This is a genomic window from Alteromonas sp. 14N.309.X.WAT.G.H12, assembly GCF_036697315.1.
Lineage (GTDB): Bacteria > Pseudomonadota > Gammaproteobacteria > Enterobacterales > Alteromonadaceae > Alteromonas.
In genome coordinates this window covers 60,670-62,643 of sequence record NZ_JBAHZB010000010.1, presented here as the reverse complement: position 1 = coordinate 62,643, position 1,974 = coordinate 60,670, and the positions used below count along the sequence as shown (strand labels likewise).

The 1,974-nt window shown below is 47.8% G+C and carries 3 protein-coding genes and 1 pseudogene; 3 read left to right on the top strand and 1 reads right to left on the bottom strand.

The features are described 5' to 3' along the window. The coding region (plsY, locus tag V5298_RS05850; protein WP_332930533.1) for a glycerol-3-phosphate 1-O-acyltransferase PlsY at positions 1-465 on the bottom strand (465 nt) is incomplete at its 3' end. A gap of 150 nt (positions 466-615) precedes the next feature. Between plsY and folB the strand changes: the two genes are divergently transcribed. The 3 genes and pseudogenes from folB to V5298_RS05835 form a co-directional block, all read left to right on the top strand. Further along, the gene (gene folB / locus V5298_RS05845; protein ID WP_332930532.1) at positions 616-972 is read left to right on the top strand and encodes a dihydroneopterin aldolase; all 357 of its coding nucleotides are present in this window, start codon (positions 616-618) and stop codon (positions 970-972) included. Then, a complete protein-coding gene (gene folK, locus V5298_RS05840; RefSeq protein ID WP_332930531.1) occupies positions 969-1,466 on the top strand; it encodes a 2-amino-4-hydroxy-6-hydroxymethyldihydropteridine diphosphokinase in 498 nt (165 codons plus the stop codon). Before folB ends, folK begins: the two co-directional genes overlap by 4 nt. Before the next feature lie 2 nt (positions 1,467-1,468). Next, positions 1,469-1,974 (top strand): annotated as a pseudogene (locus tag V5298_RS05835) (undecaprenyl-diphosphate phosphatase); the annotation flags it as partial.

Genomic DNA, 1,974 nt, shown 5'->3' with positions numbered 1-1,974 from the left:
GGTAAACAGTGGCGCAAAACACACCGCAATAATGGCACCAAGGGATGCATAGCCCCAAATGAAAACGGTCATTGCCCAGGTCAGGATCAGCAGGCCAGCGAGCTTAAAGCCAAGGGGCAACAACACACCAAAGGCAGTGGCAACGGCTTTGCCCCCTTTAAAATCGAAATAAAGGGGGAAAATATGCCCCAGGCAGGCGGCAAGGCCAATAAACCCTAAAGGCAGCGGATCCAGCCCCATCCAGTAACTGCTATAAACCGGCACAGTCCCTTTTAATATATCCATAACAAGCACCAGCGTTGCCGGCATGCGGCCGCCCAACCGGAATACATTTGTCGCGCCTGGGTTCTTCGACCCCGCGGTTCTCGGATCGGGCAATCCGTAGAGTCCACAGATAACCACAGCACTGGATAAGGACCCCACCAGGTAGGCTATGCAAATCATCAAAATAACGGTGGCGATCATGGTTTGGGCTGTTGTAAGAAAAGGGAAATCATGTACGCAGACTAACAGGAATAACGTATAAATTTCCAGTGAGGTTTATCGACATAGCCGGCACATATGGTAAAGTTGCCGCCACCTATGTCCTCGTTCTGGTTTCGTGCCTGTTTTCTTATGCAACAAATCATTTTGTCCGGTCTTAAAATCGATACGCTCATTGGGGTTTATGATTGGGAGCGAACGCAACAAACCACGCTCTTGTTAGATGTCACCGTTGATGCCGATCTGTCTGTTGCCATGGGCAGCGATGACGTCAACCATACCATTGATTATGCCCAACTGGCCCAGTGCCTTAAAGCCACTGCAGCGAAGCAAAAATTCCAATTACTCGAAGCGTTGGGAGAGTGCTTGATGAACGCTGTCTTTGAGCGCTTCCCAATACAAGGCATTCGCCTGGCCATTACCAAACCCAATATTCTTCCTGATGTGCAGACAGTGACAGTGGTGTTTTCTCGGTCGCGTGAGGCATGATGCATCGCATATTAATCAGTCTTGGCACCAATATAAACCGCTCCTATTACGCCCGCCGTGGCTTGGTGCGGTTAGCCGATTCTTTTACGCAAATGTCGTGCTCGCGCATGTTTGAAAGTGAGGCGGTAGGATTTCCCGGTTCACCTTTCTACAATTGCGTCATCTTAGCCTATACCGATAAAGCAATTTGCGATGTTGTTCATGAACTTAAAACCATTGAACGTGAAAATGGTCGCACCCATAGCGAAAAAAAGTATTGTTCTCGCACTCTTGATTTGGATCTATTAACCTACGATAACGCGGTTACAGCTGAGCCGGTGGTTTTGCCAAGACAAGAGATTTTAATGAATGCTTTTGTTTTGCAACCCTTGGCTGAATTGGTTCCTAACGATGTTCATCCGGTGGTACACCAAACCTATCAGCAGTTGTGGCTAGATTATGATAAAACTGCCCAAAAACTTTGGCCCATCGACTTTACATGGAGTGAATTTTAGCGATGACATTTTTTGAGATCATCATTCTCGCCCTGATTCAGGGAATTACCGAATTTTTACCCATCAGTAGTTCAGGGCACCTGCTTTTGCCGGCAGCAATGCTTGGCTGGGAAAGTCAAGGACTGGCGTTTGATGTGGCGGTTCATGTGGGCAGTTTATTAGCCGTTATGCTTTACTTTAGGCAAGAAATTGGCCAGATGACGGTGGCCTGGTTAACTCGCGGCTTTAGTAAGCAGCAAAATACCGACAGTAAACTGGCCTGGTATGTCATTTTAGCCACCATTCCAGCGGTATTAGTGGGCTTGGCGCTGGATGATTGGATTGAATTGAATGCGCGAACGGCACTGGTTATCGCGGTGACCACAATCGTTTTTGGTTTATTACTGTGGTATGCCGATGCTAAGGCGACCCATGTTCGTAAACTGGAAGACATTACATTAAAACAAGCCCTCATTATTGGCTTATCTCAAGTTATGGCGCTCATTCCGGGCACGTCCCGCTCTGGCAT

Excerpts from the sequence above, each read along its gene's own strand:
- folK (WP_332930531.1), top strand. The coding sequence starts at position 969 with ATGATGCATCGCATATTAATCAGTCTTGGCACCAATATAAACCGCTCC.
- folB (WP_332930532.1), top strand. The coding sequence starts at position 616 with ATGCAACAAATCATTTTGTCCGGTCTTAAAATCGATACGCTCATTGGG.